This window comes from Gordonia pseudamarae (assembly GCF_025273675.1).
GTDB classification, from domain to species: domain Bacteria; phylum Actinomycetota; class Actinomycetes; order Mycobacteriales; family Mycobacteriaceae; genus Gordonia; species Gordonia pseudamarae.
In genome coordinates, this window is record NZ_CP045809.1 from 485,183 (window position 1) to 510,642 (window position 25,460).

24 protein-coding genes, 1 tRNA gene and 3 pseudogenes are annotated in these 25,460 nt (G+C 67.5%); 11 read left to right on the forward strand and 17 right to left on the reverse strand.

Annotated elements, in window-relative coordinates; all coding sequences use genetic code 11:
* Positions 1–30: 30 nt before the first annotated feature.
* From GII31_RS02055 to GII31_RS02075, 5 genes are read right to left on the reverse strand one after another with little or no spacing between them, the layout of a single operon-like run.
* Positions 31–1,773, reverse strand: coding sequence for a sodium/solute symporter (locus tag GII31_RS02055; RefSeq protein ID WP_213246351.1), 1,743 nt, complete (start codon positions 1,771–1,773; stop codon positions 31–33).
* A 14-nt stretch (positions 1,774–1,787) separates the two neighbouring features.
* Positions 1,788–2,237 carry a hypothetical protein gene (locus GII31_RS02060; protein WP_213246353.1) on the reverse strand — a complete coding sequence of 150 codons (450 nt, stop codon included), beginning with the start codon at positions 2,235–2,237 and terminating at the stop codon, positions 1,788–1,790.
* Positions 2,234–3,049 (reverse strand): LytR/AlgR family response regulator transcription factor, encoded by an 816-nt coding sequence (locus GII31_RS02065; protein WP_213246355.1) that lies wholly within the window; start codon positions 3,047–3,049, stop codon positions 2,234–2,236. The genes GII31_RS02060 and GII31_RS02065 overlap by 4 nt, the downstream gene beginning before the upstream one ends.
* A gap of 60 nt (positions 3,050–3,109) precedes the next feature.
* Positions 3,110–4,426, reverse strand: a complete 1,317-nt coding sequence (locus tag GII31_RS02070) for a sensor histidine kinase (RefSeq protein ID WP_213246357.1) — start codon at positions 4,424–4,426, stop codon at positions 3,110–3,112.
* A gap of 54 nt (positions 4,427–4,480) precedes the next feature.
* Positions 4,481–4,969, reverse strand: coding sequence for a hypothetical protein (locus GII31_RS02075; protein ID WP_213246359.1), 489 nt, complete (start codon positions 4,967–4,969; stop codon positions 4,481–4,483).
* Between the two features lie 249 nt (positions 4,970–5,218).
* On the opposite strand from GII31_RS02075, the gene GII31_RS02080 reads away from it, so the two are divergent.
* The gene (locus tag GII31_RS02080) at positions 5,219–5,878 is read left to right on the forward strand and encodes a LysM peptidoglycan-binding domain-containing protein (protein ID WP_213246361.1); all 660 of its coding nucleotides are present in this window, start codon (positions 5,219–5,221) and stop codon (positions 5,876–5,878) included.
* Between the two features lie 67 nt (positions 5,879–5,945).
* Here GII31_RS02080 and GII31_RS02085 read toward each other — a convergent pair whose 3' ends face one another.
* From GII31_RS02085 to GII31_RS02100, 4 genes are all read right to left on the reverse strand, one after another.
* On the reverse strand, positions 5,946–6,839 hold the full coding sequence (locus GII31_RS02085; protein WP_213246364.1) for an RNA polymerase sigma-70 factor: 894 nt from the start codon (positions 6,837–6,839) through the stop codon (positions 5,946–5,948).
* Positions 6,836–8,044 (reverse strand): NAD(P)/FAD-dependent oxidoreductase, encoded by a 1,209-nt coding sequence (locus tag GII31_RS02090; RefSeq protein ID WP_213246365.1) that lies wholly within the window; start codon positions 8,042–8,044, stop codon positions 6,836–6,838. Before GII31_RS02090 ends, GII31_RS02085 begins: the two co-directional genes overlap by 4 nt.
* 478 nt (positions 8,045–8,522) lie before the next feature.
* A complete protein-coding gene (locus GII31_RS02095; protein ID WP_213246366.1) occupies positions 8,523–8,705 on the reverse strand; it encodes a hypothetical protein in 183 nt (60 codons plus the stop codon).
* Positions 8,706–9,453: 748 nt separating this feature from the next.
* A tRNA-Thr gene (locus GII31_RS02100) sits at positions 9,454–9,526 on the reverse strand.
* Between the two features lie 133 nt (positions 9,527–9,659).
* Between GII31_RS02100 and GII31_RS02105 the strand changes: the two genes are divergently transcribed.
* Entirely contained in the window at positions 9,660–9,956 is a 297-nt protein-coding gene (locus GII31_RS02105; protein ID WP_213246367.1) for a 4a-hydroxytetrahydrobiopterin dehydratase, read from the forward strand.
* Between the two features lie 93 nt (positions 9,957–10,049).
* Here the strand turns inward: GII31_RS02105 and GII31_RS02110 are convergent, their stop codons facing one another.
* Complete coding sequence (locus GII31_RS02110; protein ID WP_213246368.1) at positions 10,050–11,279, reverse strand: NAD(P)-dependent malic enzyme; 1,230 nt, start codon at positions 11,277–11,279, stop codon at positions 10,050–10,052.
* Positions 11,280–11,586: 307 nt separating this feature from the next.
* Here GII31_RS02110 and GII31_RS02115 point away from each other — a divergent pair, with 307 nt between their 5' ends.
* Positions 11,587–12,240 (forward strand): GntR family transcriptional regulator, encoded by a 654-nt coding sequence (locus GII31_RS02115; RefSeq protein WP_213249721.1) that lies wholly within the window; start codon positions 11,587–11,589, stop codon positions 12,238–12,240.
* Positions 12,237–13,493 (forward strand): MFS transporter, encoded by a 1,257-nt coding sequence (locus tag GII31_RS02120; RefSeq protein WP_213246369.1) that lies wholly within the window; start codon positions 12,237–12,239, stop codon positions 13,491–13,493. Before GII31_RS02115 ends, GII31_RS02120 begins: the two co-directional genes overlap by 4 nt.
* 140 nt (positions 13,494–13,633) lie before the next feature.
* On the opposite strand, the gene galE is transcribed toward GII31_RS02120, so the two are convergent.
* The gene (gene galE, locus GII31_RS02125) at positions 13,634–14,653 is read right to left on the reverse strand and encodes a UDP-glucose 4-epimerase GalE (RefSeq protein ID WP_213246370.1); all 1,020 of its coding nucleotides are present in this window, start codon (positions 14,651–14,653) and stop codon (positions 13,634–13,636) included.
* 143 nt (positions 14,654–14,796) lie between these two features.
* The gene (gene rfbB / locus GII31_RS02130) at positions 14,797–15,804 is read right to left on the reverse strand and encodes a dTDP-glucose 4,6-dehydratase (RefSeq protein WP_213246372.1); all 1,008 of its coding nucleotides are present in this window, start codon (positions 15,802–15,804) and stop codon (positions 14,797–14,799) included.
* Between the two features lie 102 nt (positions 15,805–15,906).
* Between rfbB and rfbA the strand changes: the two genes are divergently transcribed.
* Together rfbA and GII31_RS02140 are read left to right on the forward strand one after the other, a co-directional pair.
* A complete protein-coding gene (gene rfbA / locus GII31_RS02135) occupies positions 15,907–16,782 on the forward strand; it encodes a glucose-1-phosphate thymidylyltransferase RfbA (protein ID WP_213246374.1) in 876 nt (291 codons plus the stop codon).
* Positions 16,782–17,408: a dTDP-4-dehydrorhamnose 3,5-epimerase family protein gene (locus tag GII31_RS02140; RefSeq protein ID WP_213246376.1), complete on the forward strand. Its 627-nt coding sequence runs from the start codon at positions 16,782–16,784 to the stop codon at positions 17,406–17,408. Before rfbA ends, GII31_RS02140 begins: the two co-directional genes overlap by 1 nt.
* Positions 17,409–17,514: 106 nt before the next feature.
* On the opposite strand, the pseudogene GII31_RS02145 reads toward GII31_RS02140, so the two are convergent.
* Positions 17,515–17,754, reverse strand: a pseudogene (locus GII31_RS02145) (glycosyltransferase); the annotation flags it as partial.
* Positions 17,755–17,821: 67 nt separating this feature from the next.
* Here GII31_RS02145 and GII31_RS02150 point away from each other — a divergent pair.
* Positions 17,822–18,664, forward strand: a complete 843-nt coding sequence (locus GII31_RS02150) for a glycosyltransferase family 2 protein (RefSeq protein WP_213246377.1) — start codon at positions 17,822–17,824, stop codon at positions 18,662–18,664.
* 98 nt (positions 18,665–18,762) lie between these two features.
* Here the strand turns inward: GII31_RS02150 and GII31_RS22555 are convergent.
* Both GII31_RS22555 and GII31_RS02155 read right to left on the reverse strand, forming a co-directional pair.
* Positions 18,763–18,903 (reverse strand): annotated as a pseudogene (locus GII31_RS22555) (polysaccharide biosynthesis protein); the annotation flags it as partial.
* Positions 18,904–18,928: 25 nt separating this feature from the next.
* Positions 18,929–20,290, reverse strand: a complete 1,362-nt coding sequence (locus GII31_RS02155; RefSeq protein WP_213246379.1) for a M1 family metallopeptidase — start codon at positions 20,288–20,290, stop codon at positions 18,929–18,931.
* A gap of 353 nt (positions 20,291–20,643) precedes the next feature.
* On the opposite strand from GII31_RS02155, the gene GII31_RS02160 reads away from it, so the two are divergent.
* Complete coding sequence (locus GII31_RS02160; RefSeq protein ID WP_213246381.1) at positions 20,644–21,057, forward strand: DoxX family protein; 414 nt, start codon at positions 20,644–20,646, stop codon at positions 21,055–21,057.
* Positions 21,058–21,192: 135 nt separating this feature from the next.
* Here the strand turns inward: GII31_RS02160 and GII31_RS02165 are convergent, their stop codons facing one another.
* Positions 21,193–22,899 (reverse strand): AAA family ATPase, encoded by a 1,707-nt coding sequence (locus tag GII31_RS02165; protein WP_260840250.1) that lies wholly within the window; start codon positions 22,897–22,899, stop codon positions 21,193–21,195.
* Positions 22,900–23,107: 208 nt separating this feature from the next.
* Between GII31_RS02165 and GII31_RS02170 the strand changes: the two genes are divergently transcribed.
* The 3 genes and pseudogenes from GII31_RS02170 to GII31_RS02180 all read left to right on the forward strand — a co-directional run bounded on the left by GII31_RS02170 (position 23,108) and on the right by GII31_RS02180 (position 24,820).
* Entirely contained in the window at positions 23,108–24,310 is a 1,203-nt protein-coding gene (locus GII31_RS02170) for a Fic family protein (protein ID WP_213246385.1), read from the forward strand.
* Between the two features lie 76 nt (positions 24,311–24,386).
* Positions 24,387–24,563, forward strand: a pseudogene (locus tag GII31_RS02175) (type II toxin-antitoxin system Phd/YefM family antitoxin); the annotation flags it as partial.
* Positions 24,563–24,820, forward strand: coding sequence for a Txe/YoeB family addiction module toxin (locus GII31_RS02180; protein WP_213246389.1), 258 nt, complete (start codon positions 24,563–24,565; stop codon positions 24,818–24,820). The pseudogene GII31_RS02175 and the gene GII31_RS02180, both read left to right, overlap by 1 nt.
* A 116-nt stretch (positions 24,821–24,936) precedes the next feature.
* Here GII31_RS02180 and GII31_RS02185 read toward each other — a convergent pair whose 3' ends face one another.
* Positions 24,937–25,332 carry a hypothetical protein gene (locus tag GII31_RS02185; RefSeq protein ID WP_260840251.1) on the reverse strand — a complete coding sequence of 132 codons (396 nt, stop codon included), beginning with the start codon at positions 25,330–25,332 and terminating at the stop codon, positions 24,937–24,939.
* Positions 25,333–25,460 lie beyond the last annotated feature (128 nt).

Genomic DNA, 25,460 nt, shown 5'->3' on the forward strand with positions numbered 1-25,460 from the left:
TCCCCGGGAAGGCATCTCGGGGAACCGGACTCAGCCCTCCGGAAGACGCTCGATGCCCATGCCGAGGCGTTCGGGCACATGCATCCGCGCGAAGGTGCGCGAGAGTCCGGGCGGCAGCGTCGCCTGGGTGGCCAGGCTGACCGCGATCATCGTGGCGAAACCCAGCGGGACCGTGACGGCGGCCGGATAGCCGACGATGATCGCCGGCCAGCCGCCGAGCGCGTCGTCGGGCACGACGCCGGCGATCGCCAGACTCGTCGCCGCCCCCGAGGACAGTCCGCCCACCAGCAGTCCGGTGATGGCGCCGGGTGCGGTCAGCCGGCGCCACCAGATGCCCAGCACCAGCAGGGGGCACAGCGTCGAGGCCGACACCGCGAATACCAGTCCGACGGTGCGGGACAGTTCCAGCGATGCCGCCGCCAGCGCCAGACCGATGGGGACCAGCCCGCCGATGATCGCGGCCAGCCGGAAGTCGCGGACCCGCCCGCGCAGTACATCCGTCGACAGCGCGCCGGCCACGCTCACCAGCAGCCCCGACGAGGTGGCCAGGAACGCGGCGATCGCCCCGGCGGCCACCAGCGCCGCCAGTAGTTGGCCACCGATCCCGCCGACGGCGGCGGTCGGCAGCAGCAGGACCGCGGCGTCCGCGTTGCCGGTGATAAGCAGCTCGGGCACGTACAACCGCGCGAATATCCCCAGCAGCAGCGGAAACAGATAGAACAGCGACAGCAGGGCGATGACGGCGAGTGCGGTGCGCTGGGCCGAACGTCCATCGGGGTTGGTGTAGAAGCGCACCAGCACATGCGGGAGGCCCATCGTGCCGAGGAAGGTAGCGATGATCAGCGACAGCACCTGATACAGCGGGTGTCCGCCGCCCAGGCCGTGACCGGAGGAGAGCCAGTCGGCGCCGGTGACGGGCGCCCCGGTGACCACGGGGGTGGCGGCGCCGGCGGCGAGGGTCAGGGTGGTGCCCGCGCCCAGCGTGTGCGGTCCCGGCGGCAACTGCTGTCCACGGATCTCGGTGCCGTCGACGTGGCCGTCGACGATGACGCCGGTCGCGTCGGCGACATTGACCTCGACGTCGACGGTGATGTCGACGGTGGTGGCCGTCTGCACGCGGGGCGGTGCCGAGGCGCCGAGTTCGGAGCGGTCCCCGGCGAACACCGCCAGCAGCACCAGTGTGGGGATGGCGATCGCGGTGAGTTTGAGCCAGTACTGGACGGCCTGCACGAACGTGATCGACCGCATTCCACCGCTGACCACGTTCATGATCACGATCAATCCGACGCCGACCGCGCCCACCCAGGCGGGGATGTCGAGCAGGATGTGCAGCGCCTGCCCGGCTCCCTGGAACTGCGGGATCAGGTACAGCACGCAGATACCGACCACCACGAGCATCGCGATGGTGCGTGCACGGGGGGACGAGAGCCGGAACTCGGCGAAGTCGGGCACGGTGTAGGCCCCGGACCGGCGCAGTGGTGCGGCCACGAACATCAGCAACCCCAGGTAGCCGGCGGTGAAGCCGACCGGATACCACAGTGCGTCGGCGCCGTACTTGGCCACATAGCCGGCAACACCGAGAAATGATGCCGCCGAGAGGTATTCGCCGGTGATGGCAGTGGCGTTGGCGCGAGAGCCGACGGATCGGGAGGCCACCAGGAAGTCGGAGGTGGTGCGTGATCGCCGGCCGCCGTAGATGCCGAGGGCGATCGTGACCACCGCCGCGAGCAGTACCGCGGCGGTGGTGAGAATGCTTGAGCCCGAGCCGTTCACGAAGCCGATCCGCCTCAGGCTCCGGTGCTGTCCCCGGCGCGCGCCCCGGCGTCCTCGATCGCGGCGGGCGTGGTCGTATCGGGCGTGGTCGTATCGTCGTCGACGACGTTCATGAACTCGCGTTCGGATTGTTCGGCCAGCCGTACGAAGGTTGCGCCGGTCAGATAGAGGATCGGATACAGCGACACCCCCAGCACGATCCAGTTGAGCCGGACACCCCACACCGTGGCCTCGGCGATCGACGGAAACAGGCTGCCCAGCAGCGGGATAGCCACGATCAGTGCTGCCAGGGTGACCCCGAGCCGCAACGCCAGGCCCAGCTGGGCGCGCATCAGCCCCCGGACCAGGGTGTCGCCCACCTCCGTCTGTTCCTGTACCTCCACGCGCGTGCGCACCATCCGGGCACCGCGACGTTGTGCGAGCACCACCCGCTCCCGCCGCGGCCGTTGCCCGTCGGTGGTCACCTGCCGTCGCCCGAACTGTTTTGTTGCGCTCGGTAATTGCGCATCGGATCGCGGATCAGCCGGTCCTTGAGGTCACGTAGCTGACGTCGGCTGACCGGCAGGTCGGTGGCGGGGGACCGGCCGTTGGCCCGGACGCACACCACCGTCGACGTCCCGCGCGAACGCAGCCCGGTGACCATCGGCAGCGACACCAGATAGGACCGGTGCACCCGCATGAAACCGGCCTCGGACCAGCGTGATTCCAGGGTGGACAGCGGAATGCGCACCAGATGGTCGCCCGATGAGGAGTGCAGCCGGGCGTAGTCGCCCACCGCCTCCACCCAGCCGATGGAATCCCTGCGTACCAGCGAGGTGACACCGCCCAACTCGACCGGGATCACCTCGTCCGGGTCGGGCCCGGCCGCCACGGGTGCGGCCGGGCCCGACCCGGCCCGGTCGCGTTTGGTCCGCGCCGCGGCGGCGACCCGGTCGATGGCCTCGGCCAGGCGCGCGTCCCGGATCGGTTTGAGCAGATAGTCCAGCGCACCCACCGCGAACGCGTCGACGGCCCTGTCCTCGTGGGCGGTCACGAACACCACCGGCGGCGGGTCCGTGTAGTTGCGCAGCACCTCGGCCAACTCAAGACCGGACAGCCCCGGCATGTTGATATCGAGGAAGATCGCGTCGACGGCGTGCCGGCCGAGTTCGCGGAGGGCGGTGGTGGCGTCGGTGGCGGTGATCACCGTGTCGACGGCGGGCGAGTTCGACAGGAGGTACTCGAGTTCGTCGAGTGCCGGTTGTTCGTCGTCGACCGCCAGAATCGTCAGCGACACCCCGTCTCCCTCCTCTCGTGTGACATCAGCACCCGTGATATCAGCACCCGTGCCATCGGCTCAGGCACGGATTCCCGCCCGGAACTTGGGTACCCGCATCCCGACTTTGGTCCCCGCGCCGATGCCGGTGTCGACCACTAGACCGTAGTCGTTCCCGAACGCGGCGCGCAGCCGATGGTCCACATTCGTCAGCCCCACATGTGCGCCCTGCGACTCCCTGCCATCACCGCCGCTCGCACCTCCTTGGCCGGTCGAGGTGTGCGGAGCCGCCCCGCGGCGCGCCTCGGCGCCCGGTGCGCCGCCGGTGTCCGTCCGCCGTGCCCCACCCCCGCCGAGGGCGTCGATGTCACCGCTGCGCAGCAGTTCCGGATCCATCCCCACCCCGTCGTCCTCGACGGTGATCACACAGTCGGTGCCCGCGTCACGGGCGATGACGGTGATGGTGCCCCCGCCGTTGGCGGCCACCCCGTGCCGTACCGCGTTCTCCACCAGCGGTTGCAGCGCCAGGAACGGCAGCACCACGTTGAGCACCTCGGGGGCGGCCTGTACCCGGACGGTCAGCTTCGGCCCGAACCGGGCGCGCTCCAGTGTGAGGTAGCGGTCGACGTTGCGCAGTTCGTCGGACAGCACCGTGTACTCGCCGGCCGCCCGGAACGAGTAGCGGGTGAAGTCCGCGAAGTCGAGGATCAGCTCCCGCGCCCGCGCCGGGTCGGTGCGCACGAACGAGGCGATGGTGTTGAGCGCGTTGTAGATGAAGTGCGGACTGATCTGCGCCCGCAACGCCAGCACCTCGGCGCGGTCGAGGCGGGCGCGGGAGGCGTCGAGGTCGGCCAGCTCGAGCTGGCTGGACACGTAGTGGGCCACCTCGGCGATCGCGCCGAGCATGCCCGGGCCGGGGCGCCGGGTGGCGGCCACCATCAGTACCCCGCCGATGGTGGCCTCGTCGTCGGTGCCGATGAGCAGCGGCTGCGCCACCAGTGCCCGCACCGGTGTCTCGATGCCGCACGGATCGCCTTCGAGCACGCGGCGCTGATCGCTGAGCGCGGCGCCGGCCGCCTCGTCGGCGAGCCGGAGCAGGTCGTCGTCCCAGATCTCATCGCCGGCCGGTTCGTGGGCGAGCCGCCGCCCGCTGTCGTCGTACAGCGCGGCGGCATCGGCGGCGGTGAGCACCCGCAGATGCCCGAGCGCGTCCCGCGCCGACGACTCGGTGAGCCCGCCGCGCAGCGACATCGCCGCCAGCGACGCCGTGTGCAGCGTCGAATGTACGGCCCGTTCGGTCGGGGTGGTGACCCGGTGGCGGGTGCGGATGAGCATGATCACCGCGACCGCGACCACCAGGGCGGTGACGGTCAGGGCGACGGCCAGTGCGCTGGACACGCGCTCACGCTACCGGGTCCGCCGCCTTGTGTGTGCCGTCTCGGGTGTGCCGGGTCAGCGCACCGACACCCCGACGGCCGCGATCCGGCGCGGCACCATCCCGCCGGGGGACGTCGAATGCTGGTGGTCCTCGACGATCGCCACCGAGCAGCCGCCGAGTGCGCAGTTGATCCGGGTGTCGTTGGGGATGGGCCCGAACAGTGAGGTGTCGTGCAGCGCGATCCGCAGCCTGCCCGACGCCGTGCCCGCCTTGCTGATCCTGTGCGCCTGCGTGTCGCGGTTGCTCAAGTGCACGAAGCTGTCGGCGATCTCGCCGGGCCGTGCGCAGATCGCGAAGAACGAGGGCTGGTTCTGGCATAGCATCACGTAGTAGCCGCTCGCCGGATCCAGGCCGGACGCGGAGAACTCGACGACCTGCCCGACGTACACGCTGCGATCGCTGACGCTGATCGCGGGCGACGGCGCCGCCGCCGCGGGTCCCGCGGCCACCGCCATGCTCAGCGCGGCCGCCACCGCCGCGATTCCGCTCATCCTCGATGCCATGTGCACCCCTTTCGTAGACGTCACCTCATCCTGGTCTCCCATCTTGATCCACGTCGCCGTCGCGGCGACACCCGGCCCGGCTACTCGCCGTCGCCGCCCTGCCGGGCCGGATACAGGTAGTGCACTACGCGTGTCAGCGGCCACCGGCTCGCACACAATGGGTTCGGACACAGTGGCATCACCGGAAACCGATGAACACGACCAGAATCTCGAACCCGAGAGGTCCCGCGAGATGAAGACTTACGCGACATGAAGACCTACACAGTGCACCAGGGCGACACGCTGTTCGCGATCGCCCGCGACGAATACGGTGACGGCAGTCTCGGTCCGGTCCTGGCCGCCGCCAACCACCTGACGCACCCGGACTTCCTGCAGCCCGGCCAGCACCTGCTGGTGCCGTATGTGACGAGGCGGCACCGGATGACCGTCCCCGACGGGGACGTGGCCCGCAAACAGATCACCCAGAACCATTACGGCACCACCGACATGCACACCCAACTGTTGTGGGAGACGGTCAACGGCGTCGACCAGCGGCCCATCGAACCCGGCGCCTGGCTGCTGCTGCCCGAACTCCACGAGGCCGAACACTATCCGGTGATCGTCCCCGAGTATCTCGCCGCGCTCGCCGAACGCTGGTACGGCGACGCCGATCTCACGACGATGATCACATCGGCCAACACCGCCGCGGGCAACCCCGTCGACGGCGATCCGGTGGAGCCGGGGCATGTCGTGATCCGGCCGGGATTCAACAAGACCCATCGTGTGCGGGGACAGACGCTGCGCACCATCTGCACCGAGCACTACGGCACCGGCATGGTCGACACCTGGGTCGCGATCGTCGCCGCCGCCAACCGTATCGCCGACCCCGACCACCTGACATCGGGCCAGTACCTGATCCTGCCGTCGTAGATCCCGGGTGGATCCCGTCGGTGCTTACGGTGGTTCGTGTCAACGAGGGCCCGGGCGCACGATCATCTCACCGGGCTATCGGTCGGGGCGTGTGCGCGCCGGCGAACTTATCCGGGTTACGGATGGCGTACACGTTCTGCAGCAGTCCGTCGACGACATCGAGGATGAAGATGCCCTGTGACCTGCCGTCAAAGTGGACGGCGAAACCCGGCATGCTGCTGTAGACGCCCACGTCCAGGCGCAGATCCTCGCCCGATATCCGCAACAGTCCGAGGAGGAGTTTGGCGACGGCCTTCGCGCCGTGGACCGGGCGGCGGGCGGCGGTCATCTTGCCGTCGCTGTCGGCGACGTAGGTGGCATCGGGTGCGAGCACCGCCATCAGCTGCTCTACATCGCCGGAGAGGGCGGCGGCGAAGAAGGTGTTGACCACCTCGGTCGCCCGCGCGGTGTCGACGGGGGCGAACCTCTGCCGCCGGGCATGCACGTGGGCCCGGGCGCGGTGTGCGATCTGCCGGACCGTCGCGACGGATTTGCCGACGATATCGGCGATCTCGTCGTGGTCGAAGGCGAACACCTCCCGCAGCACGAACACCGCCCGCTCGTCCGGGGTGAGGCTTTCCAGGACGATCAGCATCGCGGTGGACACCGATTCGGCCAGCACCACATCGTCGGCCGGGCTCGTCTCGTCGATCAGGATGGGCTCCGGCAGCCACGGCCCCACATAGTCCTCGCGGCGACGACTCATCGCGCGCAAGGCGTTCAGGGACTGCCGGGTGACGATCGACGCCAGATACGCGCGCGGGTTGCGCACCGTCGCCGGATCGACCTGCGCCCACCGCAGATAGCTTTCCTGCAACACATCGTCGGCTTCGGTGGCCGAACCGAGGATCTCGTAGGCGACGGTGAACAGCAGCGGCCGGAACTCGGTGAACTGATCTGGGGGCGTGTGCGGTTCGCTCATCGCAGCACCGTCTGCGCGAGCTCGTCGGCGGTGCGGGGTTTGCGGGACACGCCGCGCATCAGTCCCGGCCGGCGCGCCTCGAGGCCGATGCCGCGGATGACGAACCGGCACACCTGTTCCTTGATCGCACCGGCGATTCTTCCGCGCAGCACCAGTGATCGCGGTGTGTCGTCGGTGTGGGACAACTGGATCACCGCGGCGCGCCGGCCCAGCGACAGGTTCTGCCCGCTGAATCCGATCCGGATCGGTTGTGCCGGACGGTTGTTCATCGCGGCGATGACCGTGTCGGCGGCGTGCAGGCCCATCGGGTTGGCCGCCTGGCAACTCATCCGCAGCGGTGTGTTCGACGGTGCCACGGCATCGCCGGCCCCCACGATGCGCGGATCGTCGACGCTGGTGAGGGTTTCGTCGGTGACGAGTCGCCCATCGGGGTCGGTGGTGAGGCCGCTGTCGGCGGCGAGCCGGGGGACGGCGAAGCCCGCCGCCACGATGGTGGTGGCACTGGGCCATTCCTCGTCCCCGTTCGCCCCGGCGACCGAGATCGACCGCGGTCCGATCGCGGTGACCCGCAGATTCTCGAACACCCGCACCCCGAGCCGGTCGAGCCCGCGGGCGGTGGCCCGTCGTCCCCGGTCGCCGAACGCCGGGACGAGCGGACCGTCGCACACCAGCCGCACCGACAGTCCGCGTTCGGCGAGTTCGGCGGCGGTCTCGGCGCCGGTGAGCCCCCCGCCGACGACGGTCACCGCACCGCGTTCGGTCTTGAGATGCTCACGCAGCCGCTGCGCCGATTCCCATTCGCCGACGGTGAAGGCGTGTTCGGATCCGGCCGCATCGGGCCGGACGAGGCCGGTGGGGATGCGTGCGGTGCTGCCCACGGCGTACACGAGCCGGTCGTAGGGGAGTTCGTCGCCGGAGGCCAGCACGACGCGCCGGCGTGCGGTGTCGATGCGTTCGGCGGTACCCACGACCAACCGCACGCCGTCGCCGAGCAGCGTCGAGTACTCGTGGCCGGCCGAGCCGGTGTCGGCGGCCCATTGGTGCAGCCGGATGCGGTCGACGAAGTGCGGTCGCGCGTTGAGCAGCACGACGTCGGTGCCCGCCTGGCCGGCGAGGCGGTTGGCGGCCATCGTGCCCGCGTATCCACCCCCGATGACGACGATCCTGGTGACGGCGACCGGTGTGGTCTGTGCGGTGATGTCCATGGTGACCTCCTGGGTATCTCTGGTGGGATACCCCTGTGACACCGTAAGGCTGGACGGAGTGACATAGTGTGAGCTAGATCACCCTTACTTCGAGCCTCGCCACCTGATCGAGGGTTCACGATCTCCACACACCCGCAGTTCATCGACAAGATCGTCGATGTCGTCGGGCTCTACCTACCACCGTCCGCCAGGGTAAGCCGTCGAGCTGCTGTGGGGCGTCGTGCTGTTTTGGGGCGTCGTGCTGTTTTGGGGCGACGGGCTGCTTTTTGGGACGACGGGGAGGTTGAGATCGTTCACGTGATGAGGGCCCGCGCCCGGTATCGGCGGCTCGAGTGCTGATGGTGACCGGTGAGCATCCTGCTCTCGGCGTGCTACGTGAGGTGTGCGCACCGCGGATTCCGGCAGAGCGGCCCTAAGAGGTGCCCTAGTGGGCTGAGTTGGTCTCCTTGTGACCGAATTACGTTGCCGCGCAGTGGAATCAAGCGTAGGTGAGTTGCTTCTCTTCGTACAGACCTGCAACGGGCTCATCGGCGCCTTCGACGTCGAGTTGGACATGAACCCGTCCGCCGCGAACGCTAGTGACGACACCGTAGACGAGCCGCCCACCGAAGTGCACACGGATGTGATCGCCCGGCTTAATAGTGGGGTTGCGATTGCTCATGTCTGCCACCTCCTGCTAGTCCCAACCAGCGCCCGTGAGATTCTGCAAGTATGCACCTACTGCTCTATCGAAGCCAGATGCAGCGCCGTTGAGTGAACTTCTCCACCTTTTGAACGTCGCGAGATTCAGTGGTTGTTCCCGGCGAACTTCTGCAAGCTTGTCGGCTTGGCTGTGAGCAACCGCGTTGCGCACGGCGTTGAGACTGTCCACTGTCGTATTCCACTTAGGTCCCTTGGATGGGTACATCGCCTTCACGTCCGGCCAGAACGTCATTCCAAGGATGGCGAAGTCGTTACCTAGTCCGCCGGTCGACGCGTTCCCGACGTCGAGCTTCCGGCTGCGCAGGTAGTGCCCCATAGAGTGGTGTAACTCGGTGACCAGGACCGCACGCATACCGCGTCAACCTAGGGTCACAAATCGCATTGTTTGACACTTTCAAGTTGAACTTTCAGAGCCTAATTTGACACTTGGGACGCCGGCGTAGCCCTCACCGCCACGCACCCAGAACCCGGCCGGTCTGCTGGTGGGGTACGTCCGACGTAGGGCAAGGGTCGCGGGGCGGGCGCCGAAAGGTTCCCGGAGCCGGGAACCATGCTCGCCCTACGCGCGCGGGGCGGACCCTCCCGAGCTCGGCAACCACGGTGACACGGTGTGTGTTCTGTTTTCAAAGTGTCGGATAAGTGTCGGATCAACGAGTCACGGCCGGTCTCCCGTGTGTGGGAAACCGGCCCTGACCTGCTCTTTTCTGAGCCGCCTAGGGGAATCGAACCCCTGACCTATTCATTACGAGTGAATCGCTCTACCGACTGAGCTAAGGCGGCGTGCTGCGCTGGGCAGCGGGTACGAGTGTAGCGACTGGCACGGCCGGAACAAAAACGGGGTCATTAGTCCGATCGGAGGAACCGTCCGCGTGGTGGACTTTCGGAGTCCGCGACTGTGCGGCACTCTCGGTTCATGTCCGATTTACCGATTTCCGAAGATGAGGCAGCACACTCGGTGTCCGCGCCGTGGCGGGTGTCCGACGGGGCGCTGGTCGCCGAATTCGCGACAACCGACATGGCGCGGGGCGGGGAGTTCGTGGCGCGGATCATCGCGGCCGCCGAGGAGCTCAACCACCATCCCGACATCGACATCCGATACGCGACGGTGCGTCTGGGGTTGCTCACGCACAGCGTGGGGGCGCTCACCGAACTCGACGTCGAACTGGCCCGGTCCATCAGCGCGATAGCCGCGGAGCTCGGTATCGGCTGAGCACGGCAACACGAACCGCCCCGGGCCGGTCGCCGATGCGCACGGGCATCGGTGACCGGCCGCGGGGCGGTCGCGGTTCTCGTCGGGTGGGGCTCAGACGATCCCCTCGGCGTGGGCGGCGGCGGCGACGGCCTTGGCCACCGCGGGGGCCACCCGGCGATCAAGGGCGCTGGGCACGATCTGATCGGGCCGCAGATCGTCCGCGACCACCGACAGGATCGCGTCGGCGGCGGCGATCTTCATCCGCTCGGTGATCCGCTTGGCGCCGGCGTCGAGTGCCCCGGCGAACACGCCGGGGAAGGCCAGCACGTTGTTGATCTGGTTGGGGAAGTCGCTGCGGCCGGTGGCGACGATCGAGGCGTACTTCGCGGCGATCTCGGGACGGATCTCCGGGTCCGGGTTGGACATGGCGAAGATGATCGGGCCCGGCGCCATCGTGGCGATGAGCTCTTCGGCGACGGTGCCGGCGGACACGCCGATGAACACGTCGGCACCCGCGAGTGCTTCGGCCGCACCGCCGTGCAGGGCGCGCGGGTTGGTGCGTTCGGCCAGCTCCTCCTTGAACTCGTTGAGGTCCTTGCGGTGCAGGCTGACGATGCCCTTGGAGTCGAGGACGACGATGTCGAGTACCCCGGCGGCGAGCAGGATGTTGGCGCATGCCACACCGGCCGCGCCGGCCCCGGAGATGACGACCTTCTGGTCGCGGATGTCGCGGCCGAGGACCTTGGTGGCCCCGCGCAGCGCGGCGAGGGTCACGATGGCGGTGCCGTGCTGGTCGTCGTGCATGACCGGGCAGTCGAGCGCTTCGACGACGCGGCGTTCGATCTCGAAGCAGCGCGGTGCGGAGATGTCTTCGAGGTTGACCGCGCCGAAGCTCGGGCGCAGCCGGATCAGGGTTTCGACGATCTCGTCGGGATCCTTCGTGTCGAGCACGATCGGGATGGAGTTGAGTCCGGCGAACGAACGGAACAGCGCCGATTTGCCCTCCATCACCGGCAGCGATGCGCGCGGACCGATATCGCCGAGCCCGAGCACCGCCGAACCGTCGCTGACGACGGCCACCAGGCGCTCGGTCCAGGTGTACTTGTTGACGAGTTCGGTCTCGGCGGCGATGGCGCGCGAGACCTGCGCGACACCGGGGGTGTAGGCGATCGACAGGTCACGCTGGGTGTCGATCGGCGACCGCAGTTCGACGGACAGTTTGCCGCCGACATGCGCGAGGAAGATCTCGTCGTCGGTGATGGGCAGTTCGGCGATCGTCGGCTGCCCAGGGTTGCCGGTTGTGCCTTCTTGCGCAGAGTTGTTGCTGGCCGTGCTGGTCACGGTGGTCCTCCCTCAAGGTCCGGTGTGCACCGGACTACTGTTCTCGCCCCTGGTTGGGCCCGGGGCCGAGTCTGTCAGTGCGCGATGACGGCTGTGCTGCGGACTTCTCGCATTGCCGCTGGTCGCGTGTGCGTTCGAGCGTGCGTGAGCTCGCATGGTGTGCGTCCACACATGTGATGTGTGTCGCGCCGCGGCTGTGATTATCGCACTTCTACCAGCTCCGGTGTGAAGGCGTCCCGGCATTCGCGGTGGCACACGCACCCCCCGGTCATCTAGGATACAACTTGTGTCTAAGGCAAACGGGTCGATGTCCGCGGCCGAGCGTGTGTACCGCGAGGTAAAAGAATCCATCCTGCTCAATGAGATCACCGGCGGTGAGCTGCTCAGCGAGGGTGAGATCGCCACGCGGTACAGCGTGAGCCGTACCCCGGTCCGCGAGGCATTCCTGCGGCTGGAGTCGGAGGGCTGGATGAAGCTGTATCCCAAACGGGGTGCGCTGGTGCAGCCGATCGCCGACGACGAGGTGGCCGAAGTCATCGAGGCACGCATCCTGCTCGAAGGCCACGCCGTACGCGCCATCGCCGGCGATCCGGCGGCGATCGAGGCGCTCGTGGCGGCGCTGCGCGGCAACCTCGACGACCATCGCGGTATCGACCCCACCGACGTCGCCGGCTTCGCCAAGGTCGACGCCCAGTTCCATCAGCTGATCGCCGCGGCCGGCCGCAACCGGCTCCTCACCGGCTTCTACACCAGTCTCGGTGAGCGGCACCGGCGGATGACCACTACCAGCGTGCACCGCCGGACGGGCACATCGCAGCGCATCCTCGACGACCACCATGAGCTGATCGAGGCGATCGCCGCGGCCGAGCCCGAACACTTCATCGCCGCACTCGACAGACATCTGCTCGCCGTCCACGGCGTCGCAACAGGAACCGGTACCCGATCAGGAGAACCACGGTGAGCGCGTCAACCGAAATACGGACCCCCGCCACGACCGGCACCGGCCGCTGGATCCCGGTGTCGCTGGCGGTGTTCGCCTCGGCCTGGGGCGGCAACGAGTTCACCCCGCTGCTGGTGATGTACCGCCAGGACGGTTCGCTGTCCGAGGTCGCCGTCGATGCTCTGCTGTTCACCTACGTGCTCGGCATCGTCCCCACACTGCTCATCGGCGGCCCGCTCTCGGATCGGCTGGGCCGGCGGCCGCTGATGTTCCCGGCGCCGATCTTTGCCGCCCTCGGCTCGCTGCTGCTGGCACTCGGCTCCGACTCGATGACCATGATGTCGCTGGGCCGGGTGTTCAGCGGTGTCGCGCTGGGTCTGTCGATGGCCGTCGGCGGCAGCTGGATCGCCGAGATCTCCCGCCGCGAGGGCTCCGCCAACTGGGCCGCCGCCCGCGCCGCGATGAGCCTGACCGCGGGTTTCGGCATCGGCGCCGGGCTGGCCGCGGTGCTCGCGCAGTGGGCGCCATGGCCCACCGTGCTCTCCTACGCGGTCAACATCGCGCTGGCCGTGGTGGCGCTGGCGCTGTTGCCGCGCGCCCCCGAAACCCGCGAACGCGCCGCGCGGCCGGGCAGACTGATCGACGACCTGAAGATCTCGGGACTCACCCACCCCCGGTTCCTGTTCATCGTGCTGCCGGTCGCGCCGTGGGTGTTCGGTGCTTGCGCATCGGCGTACGCGATCATCCCGGCACTCATGAGTGATGAGGTCTCGGGTGCACCCATCGCGTTCGCCGGGCTATGCTGCCTGCTCGGGCTCAGCGCCGGTTTCGGGATTCAGCTCGTCGGGCGCCGCATCAACCGGCCCGGCACGGTCCGTGGCGCGGGTATCGCACTGATCCTGGTGGCCGCGGGCATGGGCCTGGCGATGCTGACCGCCTCCACGTTGTCGATCCCGATCGCGCTGGTCGCCGCGGCGGTGCTGGGTTGCGGGTACGGCATGGCGGTCCTGTCGGGACTGCTGGAGGTGCAACGGTTGGCCACCTCGGACAATCTGGCCGGACTCACCGCAGTGTTCTACTCGGCCACCTACCTTGGTTTCGCGATGCCGATGGTCCTGGCCTTCATCTCCGAGAAGTGGCCGTCGGTCACCTATCCGATGATGTTCGGTGTCGGGCTGGTCGCGGCCCTGACCTGCCTGATCGTGATCGTTACCGCGCATCGGCTCAACCCGGCGGGCGTTTCGGCCGACGACCGCGCGCCTGCGGCGGAGTAGCCTTCGGTAGCCGGCAGGCCTCCGGCCACCGGTGACGTTCGTGGTGGCGACAGGTGTCGTCGGCGACGGTCGCGATGACGCGGTGATCCGGGCAGCGGATACCGCGGCCGAGGACGGTCACGGCGGGACGAGACCTGCGATCAGGCGTCGGGGTAGCCGTTCGGGTTGGCCGACTGCCAGCGCCAGGTGTCGGCGCACATGTCGTCGATGGTCTTGGTCGCCGCCCACCCGAGTTCGTCGTTGGCCCGGGTCGGGTCGGCGTAGGAGGCGGCGATGTCGCCGGCCCGTCGCGGCGCGATCTCGTACGGGATCGCGCGGCCGCTGGCCCGTTCGAACGCGGAGATCACTTCGAGTACCGAAACACCTTGTCCAGTACCGAGATTCCATACCGAGAACGGGTCCTGGCCGACCGAGATCCGGTCAAGTGCGGCGATGTGGCCCGCCGCGAGATCATCGACGTGGATGTAGTCGCGCACCCCGGTGCCGTCGGGGGTGTCGTAGTCGTCGCCGAACACCGACAACTTGTCCCGGCGGCCTACCGCCACCTGCGCGACGAACGGCATCAGGTTGTTGGGGATGCCGCTGGGGTCCTCCCCGATCGTGCCGCTCGGATGCGCGCCGACCGGATTGAAATAGCGCAGCGCCGCGATTCGCCAGCTGTCGTCGGAGGCGGCCACATCACGCAGCACCTGTTCGATCATCACCTTGGTCCAGCCGTAGGGGTTGGTCGCCGAGGTCGGCAGTTGCTCGGTCATCGGCAGCACCGGATCGGCCCCGTACACCGTGGCCGACGACGAGAACACCAGCCGCCGCACGTCGTGCGCGGCCATCGCCCGCAGCAGCGCGAACGTCGAGTCGAGGTTGTTCTGGTAGTAGTCCAGTGGTTTGGCCACCGACTCGCCCACCGCCTTGAAACCGGCGAAGTGGATCACCGCGTCGACGGGTTCGGCGGCGAAGAATCGTTCGGTCTTGTCCGCGTCGGTGAGGTTGAACCCGTGCACCGGAATCGAGGTGCCGGTGAGGGCGTCGAGCCTGCCCACGACCGTCGGCTTGGAGTTGCTGAAGTCGTCCACCACCACCACGTCGTGGCCGGCCTCCACCAGCTGGACGACTGTGTGGGAACCGATGTAGCCGGCGCCGCCGCTCACAAGTACTCGCATGCCGTCCACACTAGGGCTCGTGGCTGAGGACGAGCCGCACGTCTGCTGTGATGTGAGTGACCGTCGTCGTGGTATCCGATGCCGGTCGCCGGCCTGATTCATCGCAACCTCGTGCGTCCCGGCCACGGAAGCACCAGGCAGGTCTACGTCGGCAGGATCTTCTCGGTTGAGCCGTACCGGGCCTCGGTGGCCGCCTTCGTGCCTTCCCACCAGCCCGGGTTGTCGCGGTACCAGTCGATGGTGGCCGCCAGCCCCGAACGGAAGTCCACATAGCGCGGGGTCCAGCCGAGTTCGGTGCGCAATCGGGTCGGGTCGATCGCGTACCGCCGGTCGTGTCCGGGCCGGTCGGTGACGAAATCGAAGGCGTCGGCCGGTTGCCCGAGCAGCTCCAGGACGGTTTCGACGACGGTCCGGTTGTCGGTCTCGCCGTCGGCGCCGATCAGGTATGTCTCACCGATCTCGCCCCGGTCGATGATGGCCCACACCGCGTCGTTGTGGTCGTCGACGTGAATCCAGTCGCGTACATTGCGGCCGTCGCCGTACAGCCTGGGCCGCACACCCGTCAGCACGTTGGTGATCTGCCGGGGGATGAACTTCTCGACATGCTGGTAGGGGCCGTAGTTGTTGGAGCAGTTGGAGATGGTGGCGGCTATCCCGAACGATCGCACCCACGCCCGCACCAGCAGGTCGCTGCCCGCCTTGGTCGCCGAGTACGGGCTCGACGGGTTGTAGGGGGTGGCCTCGGTGAACCGGGCCGGATCATCGAGTTCGAGGTCGCCGTACACCTCGTCGGTGGAGATGTGGTGGAAGCGCACACCGTGCCTGCGTATCGCTTCGAGCAGCGTGAACGTGCCGATCAGATTGGCGTGCACGAACGGGGCCGGGTCGATGAGGGAGTTGTCGTTGTGGGTGTCGGCGGCGAAGTGCACCACCAGGTCGGTCTTGCCGACCAGCTCGTCCACCACATCCGCGTCGGCGATATCGGCTTTGACCAGCTCGACCCGGTCGCCCACGGAGTCGAGGCCGGCCGGGTTGGCGGCGTAGGTGAACTTGTCGATCACCGTGATCTCGACGTCCGGCCGGGTCGTCAGGGAGCGCAACACGAAGTTGCCACCGATGAAACCCGCCCCGCCTGTGACCAGTACCCGCATCCTCAACCCTTCGTGCCGCGCTCACCCGTGCCGCGCTCGTCCGTACCGTGCTCGCGCCCAGGGTACTGATGGCCGATCGGCCGATGCCCTACGCTGGCCCTCGTGCGCGGAATCATTCTGGCAGGCGGAACCGGATCGAGGCTGCATCCGATCACACAGGGGGTGAGCAAACAGCTCATCCCCGTCTACGACAAACCGATGATCTACTACCCGCTCGCGACGCTGATGCTGGCCGGGATCCGCGACATCCTGATCATCACCACCCCGCACGACGCGGCCGCGTTCCGGCATCTGCTGGGCACCGGCGACCGGTTCGGTATCAACCTCTCGTATGTGACACAGCCGTCCCCCGACGGCCTGGCGCAGGCGTTTGTCCTGGGCGCCGACCACATCGGTGACGAGTCGGTGGCATTGATCCTCGGCGACAACATCTTCTACGGCCCGGGCCTGGGCAGCCAACTGCGGGGTTTCGACGGACTCGACGGCGGCGCGATCTTCGCCTACTGGGTGGCCGATCCGGGCGCCTACGGGGTGGTCGACTTCGACGAACACGGTGTGGCCAGGTCGCTGGAGGAGAAGCCGCGGAATCCGAGGTCGAACTACGCGGTGCCGGGACTCTACTTCTACGACAACGACGTGGTCGAGATCGCGCGCGGCCTCACACCCGGCCCGCGTGGCGAATATGAGATCACCGACATCAACTCGCACTATCTGGAGCGGGGCAAGCTGGCGGTCAAGGTGCTGCCGCGCGGCACCGCGTGGCTCGACACCGGCACCTTCGATTCGATGCTCGATGCCGGCAATTTCGTGCGGACGGTGGAGCAGCGGCAGGGTCTGAAGATCGCGGTCCCCGAGGAGATCGCCTGGCGCAGTGGCTTCATCGACGACGACCAGCTGCGCGCACTGGCGCAACCGTTGCGCAAATCGGGGTACGGCGACTATCTGCTCGAGCTCCTCGGGCGCGGAAAGGGGTTCTGATGCGTGTGCGTCCGTTGGCCATTGCCGGGGCGTGGGAGATAACCCCGGTGCTGCATGGTGATTCGCGGGGATTGTTCACCGAGGCGTTCAAGGCGGAGACACTCGCGGAGGTGATCGGGCATCGGTTCGACCTCGCCCAGGTCAATCTGTCGGTGTCGGCGGCGGGTGTGCTGCGCGGCATCCACTTCGCCGACGTCCCGCCGGGGCAGGCCAAATACGTCACCTGCCCGTCAGGTGCGGTTCTCGACGTGATCGTCGACATCCGGGTGGGCTCACCGACATTCGGTGTCCACGACACGGTGCTGCTCGACGACACCGATCGTCGTGCGGTGTACCTGTCGGAGGGTCTGGGTCACGGATTCTGTTCGCTGGCAGATGGTTCCACGGTCACCTACCTGTGCTCGACCGGCTACAACCCGACGGGCGAGCACGGCATCGATCCTCTCGATCCGGCGCTGGGCATCGAGTGGCCCACGACCGCCCACGACGGCACTCCGCTCACCTACTCGCTGTCGGAAAAGGATATCGCGGCACCGTCTTTGGCCGCTGCGGCGGATTCGGGTCTGCTTCCCTCGTATGCCGAGGTCGCGGATTATCTGCGCTCCCTGGCGCCTACCCCGTCCTGACCGCCGGGGCATTCGGTCATTCACGCCGATGACCATCGGACGACCCGTCGCCGCGGCATCGCGATCGGCATCCCAAGGCAGCCCTCGCGCTCGCCGCACCACGGCGATCAACACCAAGGATGCGGCGCCGGCCGACCATCGCCTCGACGTCCTCAACCCGATGCTGTCCGTCGGCGTCGAAGGTCACGAAGTACCGTTCCCATGGTATGGCCCGCGCGTATTCGACGCCGGTCTGGATGGCGGCGCCCTGGCCGAGGTTGACCGGGTGGTGCACGATCCGCACGCCGGGCGCCGCCGGCCGGGCCGCGCGGAGCTGTTCGGCCGTTCCGTCGGTGCCGTCGTCGACGCCACGCCCGTACCTGTTGTCATGTGCCGGAGACCGGGCGATTTCGGTGAGCCACTAGGCTGGGCTGGTGCTGGTCGACGTCATGATGCCGTTCTATGGCGACTTCACACACTTTCGGCAGGCTCTGCTCAGCGTTCTGCATCAGCGGCACCGCGATTTCCGCGTGACCGTGGTCGATGACTGCTATCCCGACGACGCCCCGTGGCGATGGGCCGAATCGTTGGGCGATGATCGGGTCAGATATCTGCGCAACGACACCAATCTGGGGGTCAACGCCAACGTCCGGCGGTGCGTGGACCTGGTCACCGCCGACTATTTCGTGGTGATGGGCTGCGACGACGCGATGTATCCGGGCTATCTGTCCCGGGTGGTGGAGTTGGCCGGGATCTATCCGCGGGCGGCGGTGATAGCGCCGGGCGTGCAGGTCATCGACGGCACCGGACTGGTGCGGCGACCGCTCGTCGACCGGGCCAAACACCTGCTGGCGCCCAAGGAGAAAACGGTCTTGTCGGGGCAGGATCTGGCGGTGAGCGTGCTGCGCGGCAACTGGACGTACTTTCCGTCGTTGCTATGGCGCACCGAGGCGGTCCGGGCGGTCGGCGAGTCCGGGTTCCGGCCGGGTCTGGATGTGGTGCTCGATCTGGCCCTGCTGCTGGACCTGACGGTCGACGGTGGGGCGCTGGTGTACGACCCGCGCGTGGTGTTCTCCTACCGGAGGCATGCGGCGTCGGTGGGTTCGGTGCCGGCCGTCGACGGCGGCCGGTTCGCGGAGGAGTCGGAGTTCTTTGCGGCGGCCGCCCGGCGTTGCGCGGGTCTGGGCTGGTCGCGGGCGGAGCGGGCGGCGAAGATGCATCTCACCTCGCGTCTGCATCATGGCCTGGCCCGGGTGCGGGCCGTCGGGCGCGGCTGAGCTGGGCCAGATGTATCGCGACCCCGCCGAGCGGGCCGACGATCAGGGCCAGCGTCACCCGCGTGACATGTCCGTCGGGCAGGGCGAGCAGCGGCGTCCGCCCAGAACGCCGCGAACGTCCCGTACCCGGTGGCCCCGAGATCGCGGGCGGCCAGCAGCAGAACGAGGTAGCCGGACGCGGCGGCCACGACTGTCGCGGCCGTCACCTTCCCCATCGCGGTCTTCCCCATCGCGGTCATGCGACGAACGCGACCCCTCCGGGTCTTACGTGCCGGTACCGGGGTACGGCGGAACGGCGGGGGTGAACAGCCATTGCCGCCAGAGCTCGCCGAGTGGCTCGGTGGTGTAGTTGGCGGCCAGCGAGATGAAGTCCTCGGTGGTGGCGGTGCCGTAGCGGTACTTCTCGGTCCAGCGCCGGATGAGGGCGAAGAAGTTGCCGTCGCCGATCCGCAGGCGCAGCGCGTGCAGGGTGATGGCACCCCGCTTGTACACCCAGTCGTCGAACATCTTGGCCGGGGTGGGGTCGGCGAGCGGGACGCGCACCGGCGTCGCGCGCAGTTTCTGGTAGTACCTGCGGGCGCATTCGTCGGCGGACGGGCCGCCCGAACGCTGGCTCCACAGCCATTCGGCGTAGCAGGCGAAACCTTCGTGCAGCCAGATGTCGCGCCAGCGTTCCAGGGTCACCGAGTTGCCGAACCACTGGTGGGCCAACTCGTGCGCCACGAGCCGTTCGGCGTCCCCGCTGCCGTCGCAGTGATTGGCTCCGAATGTCGAAAAGCTCTGTGCCTCAATGGGGATGTCCAGCTCGTCATCGGTGACGAGCACGGTGTACCCGGGAAAGGGGTACGGTCCGAACATCTCGCTGAACGCGTCGATCATGTCGAGCTGGCGGTCGAAGTCGACCTCGAAGTTGCGGCTCAGTCTCGGCGGGAGGACCGCACGTACCGGGAAAGGCTTCTGCCGCAGGCTGATCTGCTTGTAATGCCCGATCTGTACCGATGCCAGGTAGGTCGACATCGGTTCGACCTGCTGATACACCCAGGTGGTGCGCGAGCCGTGTACCCGCTTGTCTACGAGTGTCCCGTTGGCCAGTGCGTAGTACGGGCTGTCGGTGGTGACCGAGATCCGGTACGGCGCCTTGCAGCTGGGGTGGTCGTCGCACGGGAACCAGGACGCCGCGCCGTTGGGCTGGTTGGCGCACAGTGAACCGTCGGTGAGCTCTTCCCAGCCGACCTCGCCCCAGGCGCCGCTGATCGGCTTGGGCGATCCGGTGTAGCGCACCGCGACGGTCATCGCGCCGCCGGGCGGGATCATCTCGGCGGGGGTGATGGCGAGTTTGCCACTGCGGTGGGTGTAGCGAGTACGTTTGCCGTTGACGCCGACCCGGCTCACCCGCATGGTGCCGGCCAGGTCGAGGGTGAACCGGCGCAGATCCTGGAACGATGTCGCGGTGAGCGTGGCGGTGGCGTCGAGCCGGTTGCTGGTGACCTTGTACTCGAGTTCGAGGTCGTAGCGCAGTACCCGGAACCCGAGATTCCCGTTGCGTGGCAGATAGGGGTCGATTGCGTCCGACGGTGCTCCCAGGAGTGGCATGCGGGGTGCTCGTCGGCCCGACTTACCCGGCACGCAACGCTCCTTCGCTGTTCGTTCTGGTTCAGGCACTTACCCGCCGTCGGGCCGTGCGGTCACCCACGTTACCCGCACCTCGGCTCCGGCACTGGGTATGGGGATGCCGGGGCGAGCGGAGCGACGGGGGATGCCGGGGCGAGCGGAGCGACGGGGGATGCCGGGGCGAGCGGAGCGACGGGGGATACCGGGACGAGCGGGACGCTGGGAATGTTCGGGCGCGGGCTGACGCGCGGTGCTGTGCCGTATAAGTTGGTCCCCGAGCACCGGAGGGGTCACATGCGTGTGATCCGGGTGCGTGTGGCTGGGTCGGCGGATCGTCGACCTCTGTAGTTGCCGAGTGGAGGGGCCGCATGGTCAAGGGGATCAACGGATACGCACATCTGGTCACACGCCTGATCCTGGGATTCATCTTTGTGATGCACGGCTGGCAGAAGGTGTTCGAGACCGGAACAGACCGGGTGGCACAGGATTTCGACGCGATGGGCGTCCCGTGGCCCGAGATCGCGGCGCAGTACGCGGCGTGGGTGGAGTTGCTCGGCGGTGTGGCGGTGGCGCTCGGGCTGTTGTTGCCGGTCGCGTGCGTGCTGCTGATCGTCGATATGGCGGGTGCGATCTACTTCGCTCACCTCGACGCCGGTTTCTGGACCTCGCAGGGTGGCTATGAGCTTCCGCTGGCGTTGATCGCGGGTCTGGCCGCGGTCGGTTTCGCGCAGGCGGGCACGCTGGCCGTCGACCACTTCGTCTACAAGAAGGTAAAGAGCTGACCGGTGCCGTCGTCGGTCGTCGCCGGGTGAGCGGAGCGACGGGGGGTGTCCGGGTGAGCGGAGCGACGGGGGGTGTCCGGGTGAGCGGAGCGACGGGGGGTGTCCGGGTGAGCGGAGCGACGGGGGACATCCGGGTCAGCGCAGCGCGCCCGCCGCGGCCCGGATGTCGTCGGAGGTGATGGTGGTCAGTTCCTCGGCGTCGGGTGCTTGACCGTCGATGTCGGCGAACAGGCGCAGGTCGCGGTGCCGGGAGGCGCTCTCGATGAGGTTGCGCACGAAGCGGGCGTTGCCGAACGAGGGGTCTTTGAGGCGGCCCTGGGCGTCGAGTACGGCGAGCACGTTCTCCAGGACGCCGTAGGCGTTGCGGGTGAGCCGGTCGCCCGACGACGCGGCCATCGAGTCGGCGATCTTGATCAGGTCGGTCGCCGTGTACGAGGCGAAGTCGATGGTGGTGGTGAAGCGTGAGCGCAGTCCGGGGTTGGAGTCGAGGAAGCGCTGCATGGGTTCGGGGTAGCCGGCGGCGATCACCACGAACCGGTCGCGGTCGTCCTCCATCCGTTTGAGGATGGTGTCGATGGCTTCGGTGCCGTACGGGTCACCGTCGGTGAAGCCCTCGGTGTGCAGGGCGTATGCCTCGTCGATGAACAGCACCCCGCCCATCGCCTCGTCGAGTTTGGCTTTGGTCCGGGCGACGGTGTGCCCGTGGTACTGCCCGATGAGGCCGGATCGGTCCACTTCGACAACGTGCCCGCCGTCGAGGATGCCGAGTGCCTTGTAGAGGCGGGCGATGATGCGGGCGATGGTGGTCTTGCCGGTACCGGGTGGGCCGGTGAACACGAAGTGTTCGGTCATCCGGGGTTGGGGTAGGCCCGCGTCGCGGCGGGCGATCTGGGCGCGGGTCTGCGCCATGATGATCATGACCTGGCGTTTGATGGACTGCTGCCCGACCTGGCTGTTGAGGTCGGCGAGCACTGCTTCGAGTGTGTCGCCGGCGCCGGTTTGTCGGGCTTCGGTGTCGGGTTGTCCGGTGTTTTCGTCGGTGGGGGCGGGCGGTCCGGGTGCGTCGGAGACGGCCGCCGCGGCCCGGGTGACGGTGATCCGGGGTGCCGACTCGCGCCCGGCCATCGCCTCCTTGAGGCCGGGCAGGTCGGGCCGCAGCGCGAACGCGTGATGGAAGTCGTTCATCGCCGCGTCCTCGGTGTCTTCGGCGCGGGCGATCAGGCCGCGCACCAGCAGGGCCTCGGCGTGGATCTGCGGCAGGAACTCCTGCTCGAGCAGCGAGGTCAGATAGCCTTTGGCCGGGGCCATCGCGCCGACCTCGGCCAGCAGGATCGCGCTCAGCAGCCGCGCCGACGCGTCGAGGTACTTGTCGTGGCCCATCACCCCGCGCAGTGCGGTGATGGCGTTGTCGCGGTCGCCGGTGACGTAGGCGTGGTAGCCGCGCAGGTAGATACCCTGCTCGGTGTCGGCGGCGATCCGGCCGATGGCGGTGTACGCGAGGTTGTGTTCCTTGTTGTTCAGGTGCGACGCGGCGATCGCCGACCACAGGTCGGTGTGATTGCGCAGCCGGTAGGTGACGTACGGGCCGATCACGAACCGGGAGTCGAGGCTGACCCGGGTACGCCGACGTTCCTCGCCGAAGCGGTGTTCGTACCGGGCCATCTGCTCGAGTGCCTCGTCGGAGCGATGCGAGAGCGCGTGCAAGCCGAGCCAGCCGTCGGCCATACCCTCATCAAGGGTGACAGCGTGTTCGAATTGCATCGTGGCCGACGCGGTGCGCCCCGAGCGGTACGCCTGCGCCCCGGCCAGCCATGCCGTTCGTGCCCGGCCCTGATCGCGCATGTGCGTACCGGCCCCCTTCCTGAACGTGTGGCAGCTGTGGTCAATGTAGGCCACTGGTGCGGGACACGAAACTCCACACGCCGCGTGTTAAGCAGCATCTCAGCCGGGTTCCATGTACTCCTGACGCTGGTCTGGATGAAATACGATCGCCCTTCGGGGAGCTATTTGATCTAGATTGACTTCTGGATCAAATAGAGGAGGGTGGTAGGTGGCCTATCGCACACTGAAGGCAGTTTTTCACATCAAGGATCGGGCTGCCGCCGACGCCGAGGAGACGGCACGCCGGAGCTCGCCCGCCACCATCACCTGGGATTTCTCCATCGGCGACCACGCGATGTTCTGTCTCGTGACACCGGAGATCGCGGTGCTCATCGAGCGTGTCATGTCTCTGGAGTCGACGATCCGCGGTCGGTGGTCGGCGCTGCCGGGTGTGGCTCGCGCGCACTACCTCGACTCGATGATCGTCGAGGAGATCCAGGCCACCAACGAGATCGAGGCCGTTCATTCGTCGCGCCAGGAAATCACTGAGGCACTCGATGCACTCAGGGAGGACGACACAATCGGAACTCGAAGGTTCAAGGAGGTGGCCCGCCTCTACTTGAGTCTCGGGGACGAGTCGGTGACCAGTCCGAGTGACCTGGATGACCTCCGGTCGATGTACGACTCGGTGACCGCCGGTGAGGTACGTGAGGAGGACGCGCCCGACGGCGAGCGATTCCGGAAAGGCCCGGTCACGGTCACCTCGGGTCAGAAGGCCGTGCACTCGGGGGTCGTTCCCGAATCGGCGATCAACGCAGGTCTGACAACCATGCTCGAACAGTCTCGTGACGACGAGATTCCGCAGCTCGTCCGTGCCGTGGTCGCCCACTTCATCTTCGAAAATGTCCACCCGTTCTACGACGGCAACGGCAGGACTGGCCGCTTCCTGCTGGCTGTCGAACTCAGTCGGTCGCTGACGCCGATCGCCTGGCTGTCTTTGTCGGCGACGATCGCCGATGACAAGGACCGCTACTATCGCGCGTTCGCCGACGCCGAGAATCCTCTCAACCGTGGCGACATCACCCCCTTCGTGGTGACGATGTTGGAGATCATCGCGTCGGCGCAGAGCCGCCTGGACTCTGATCTCGTCGACCGACTGACCAGGTTGCGTATGCTTTCCGATGTCATCGCCGAGCAGGTACCCGGCGACGATCCCACCAGGGACATCGTGTACATGGTCGGTCAGGGTGTCCTGTTCGGTCCGGGCGGCACGATCACGTTGGACGAGATCGCCAACGCGTCGGGGAAGTCGAAACAGTTCATCCGCAAACGAATCCAGGCCCCGATCGACGACGGCATCATCGAGACTGTCTCGCGCCGCCCCCTCCGATTCCGCCTGTCGGCACGCTGGCGGAACGAAGTAGGTATCTGATTTCCCGCTTTCCTGATGGCATGGCGAAGGTGGCCGCTCAGAGTCGTTTCGGGCGGGGTTGTAACCCGCGGCCGATGTAGAGATCACCTCCAAGCGCGGCAACGCGGTGCTGATGTCGCTCGCGCAGTACGAGGCGCTGCAGGAGACGGCGTACCTGTTGCGTTCGCCCGCGAACGCACGGCGTCTGCTGGAGTCGATGGTGCAGGCCGAAGCCGGTCAACTCGTCGAGCATGAGCTGGATACCGACGACTGATGCGTCTGGTCTTCACGCCGCGTGGCTGGGAGGACTGCACCCACTGGCAGACCGCCGATCGGCAGAAGCTCACACGGATCAATCGGCTGATCACCGAGACCCTGCGCGAACCATCCGGCGGTATCGGAAAACCGGAACCCCTGCGTCAGGCGCTCACCGGCCTGTGGTCACGCCGTATCGACGACGAGCATCGTCTCGTCTACCAGGTCGACGGCGACGACCTGATCATCCTCAAGGCCCGCTACCAGTACGAATGACTCCCGCGTCGCAGGTCTGCGACATGGGAACGTCAGGGGTCTGTGCGCATCGCTGCGACGGGGATGGCCAGCGCGCGACGGCGGCTCGTCAGTGTTGACCGGGTGCTTGCGGGCAGTCACGACGCGGTGAACCCGCTGATCTCGAAGCCGATGACGATTGCGGCAACCGCGATTCCCACAGGTACTGCGGCGAACAGGTACCCGTGCCCGAGGGATCGGTATCGCCTGTTGAGCAGGAGTAGCAGGCCGGGTGCCGCCACGGCGGCGATCGAGACGGCCCAAGATGCCCAATACCCCAATGAGGCATTGGCCGCGTTATATCCAGGCGAGCCGGGTCGCAGGCTTGGACCCACGATATCGAGTGCGCCCTGGGTACGGAGCGTGACCGGTGCGTAGACCGCGATTGCGACTGCAAGTCCGATCCCGAGCCCTGCGACGAACAGCCAGAGCAGTCGGTCATCCGAGGTGCTGTTCGTCTGCCCGGTGTCTCTTCGGCTGGGAGACAACGTCATCGGGTTACCTCGGCTTCCGTGTTCGTTTCATCGGCGCGCGATCGCTCGGCGAACGGATTCATCCCGATTGTCGGCGAGAATCTGTATCAGCGGAGTGACATTGCTATCAGACTTGCCGACGCCATTGT

Excerpts from the sequence above, each read along its gene's own strand:
- GII31_RS02075 (WP_213246359.1), bottom strand. The coding sequence starts at position 4,969 with ATGGCATCGAGGATGAGCGGAATCGCGGCGGTGGCGGCCGCGCTGAGC.
- GII31_RS02080 (WP_213246361.1), top strand. The coding sequence starts at position 5,219 with ATGAAGACCTACACAGTGCACCAGGGCGACACGCTGTTCGCGATCGCC.
- GII31_RS02085 (WP_213246364.1), bottom strand. The coding sequence starts at position 6,839 with ATGAGCGAACCGCACACGCCCCCAGATCAGTTCACCGAGTTCCGGCCG.
- GII31_RS02090 (WP_213246365.1), bottom strand. The coding sequence starts at position 8,044 with ATGGACATCACCGCACAGACCACACCGGTCGCCGTCACCAGGATCGTC.
- GII31_RS02095 (WP_213246366.1), bottom strand. The coding sequence starts at position 8,705 with ATGAGCAATCGCAACCCCACTATTAAGCCGGGCGATCACATCCGTGTG.
- GII31_RS02105 (WP_213246367.1), top strand. The coding sequence starts at position 9,660 with ATGTCCGATTTACCGATTTCCGAAGATGAGGCAGCACACTCGGTGTCC.
- GII31_RS02115 (WP_213249721.1), top strand. The coding sequence starts at position 11,587 with ATGTCCGCGGCCGAGCGTGTGTACCGCGAGGTAAAAGAATCCATCCTG.
- galE (WP_213246370.1), bottom strand. The coding sequence starts at position 14,653 with ATGCGAGTACTTGTGAGCGGCGGCGCCGGCTACATCGGTTCCCACACA.
- rfbB (WP_213246372.1), bottom strand. The coding sequence starts at position 15,804 with ATGCGGGTACTGGTCACAGGCGGGGCGGGTTTCATCGGTGGCAACTTC.
- GII31_RS02140 (WP_213246376.1), top strand. The coding sequence starts at position 16,782 with ATGCGTGTGCGTCCGTTGGCCATTGCCGGGGCGTGGGAGATAACCCCG.
- GII31_RS02160 (WP_213246381.1), top strand. The coding sequence starts at position 20,644 with ATGGTCAAGGGGATCAACGGATACGCACATCTGGTCACACGCCTGATC.
- GII31_RS02165 (WP_260840250.1), bottom strand. The coding sequence starts at position 22,899 with ATGCGCGATCAGGGCCGGGCACGAACGGCATGGCTGGCCGGGGCGCAG.
- GII31_RS02180 (WP_213246389.1), top strand. The coding sequence starts at position 24,563 with ATGCGTCTGGTCTTCACGCCGCGTGGCTGGGAGGACTGCACCCACTGG.
- GII31_RS02185 (WP_260840251.1), bottom strand. The coding sequence starts at position 25,332 with ATGACGTTGTCTCCCAGCCGAAGAGACACCGGGCAGACGAACAGCACC.